The following is a 1,481-nucleotide window of genomic DNA, read 5'->3' as shown; positions in this document are numbered from 1 at the left end:
TGAAGGAGAACGTCATCGTCGGCCGCCTGATCCCGGCCGGCACGGGCGCCTATCTCCGSGCCCTGCAGAAGATCGCCAACGAACGCGACGCCGAACTGACGTCGCAGCGGGAAGAGGCCATCGAGCCGCTTCCGGCCGACCTGGCGCTGGAGCTGGAGAGCAGCGAAGGCTGATCCCGGGTCGAGCCCGGGATGACAATCCAACCGTGAAGAGGGCGGCCCCGGCGACGGGGCCGCCCTTTTCTTTTGGCGCTATCGCTCGCCGCGCGGCGGCTCCCTGCTTGAGCGCGGGCAGCGCGTGGTTTCAGCGGGGCGGCGGGTCGCGCTGGAACCCGGCGCCGGGCGTGAGCGGCGTTCCGCTGCTGCGCGGACCATCCCTGCGGGTGCGGATGTTCTGCGTCGAGTCCGGACGCAGGGACTGGTCCAGATGCGCCCCTGCGACACCCATGCCGAAGTTGGAGCCAGGGCCGTCCTGGGGGCCGACATTGCCGCTGCCGCCTGCCAGGGGGCGCCGGCGGGCCTCGTATTCGGCGAGGCGGCGGGCGCCCTCGCGGGCGAAGCGGGCGTCGCGTTCCGGATTGCCCGTGCCTTCGATGGGCCGGGCCGTCGCCGCCCGCTGGCCGAAGCGGTCGTCGCAGATGGCGCGTTCGGCGGCGCTGAGCACGGCGCCGGCGGCGCAGCCGACGGGACTGGTGCGCAGGCCCTGGCCGATGCGGTCGCCGAGGGTGCGGGGGCGGACGGTCCAGGCGCTGTCCGCCGGGGGCGGAGGCGCGCCAGGGGCGGGCGCCGCGAGGCGCGGGGAGGGCGGCGCGGGCGATTCGTCCTCGTCCTCGTCGCGCGGGGTCGGGGTGGTGACGGACCGGGTCAACGGCGGAGCCTCGGTCTGCCGGGCGGCCACCGGTTGTCGCGGGGTCTCGTCGGCCAGCAGGGGCCGGGGCTCAAGCTGGACATAGATGGTGGGTTCCGGGTCGGGGAACGGCGAGGCCGGTCCCATGGTCCGCAGGCCGAGATACCCCAGAAGGCCCGCGTGCAGCAGCAGGGAGGCCGCGACGATGGCGGGCTTGCGCCAGCGGTCGGCGCGCGGCCACACCCGGATCGATCTCGACATGCCCCCGCCACCCGCCATGCGCGCATGGGAGGGGGTGAGCGTGGCGGTATTGCGGCTGTGTTGCGGGTGAGCCGCTCCGGCAGACGTCACGCCACCCTTGACCCCGCGCCCCCTCGCGCGTAGAAGCCCCCCACTTTCGAGGCTCCCGGTTCGCCGGGTTCCGGGATCGTGACAATTGAGCGGACGGGCTGCGCCCGCCGGAACGCCCGAAGCGCGCGTTCCGGTTTTTTCGTTTGGTTGGCTCTCCTCGGCTCGAGATCAAACCCGGGGCGGCGTTCAGGCGTCGTCCGAAAAGAAGGCTCACCGGGGCGCTCCGGCCGAAAGGCACACGCCCCCATCGATTGAAGAGAACCGAGACTCCATGCCGACTATCA

General features: G+C 73.0%; 2 protein-coding genes. One reads left to right on the top strand and one right to left on the bottom strand.

Annotated features, from left to right (window positions below; all coding sequences use genetic code 11):
- Positions 1-173: hypothetical protein (locus ASD25_RS33505; RefSeq protein WP_162252111.1), on the top strand; the 173-nt coding region annotated here is incomplete at its 5' end.
- Positions 174-303: 130 nt separating this feature from the next.
- Here ASD25_RS33505 and ASD25_RS28425 read toward each other — a convergent pair.
- Entirely contained in the window at positions 304-1,107 is an 804-nt protein-coding gene (locus ASD25_RS28425) for a hypothetical protein (protein ID WP_156377031.1), read from the bottom strand.
- Positions 1,108-1,481: the final 374 nt, after the last annotated feature.

Source organism: Brevundimonas sp. Root1423, assembly GCF_001426805.1.
Note: the sequence above shows the minus strand (reverse complement) of the source record. Positions and strands in the feature narration are given on the sequence as shown.

Coding starts and splice junctions, on each gene's coding strand:
- ASD25_RS28425 (WP_156377031.1), bottom strand. CDS start 1,107: ATGTCGAGATCGATCCGGGTGTGGCCGCGCGCCGACCGCTGGCGCAAG.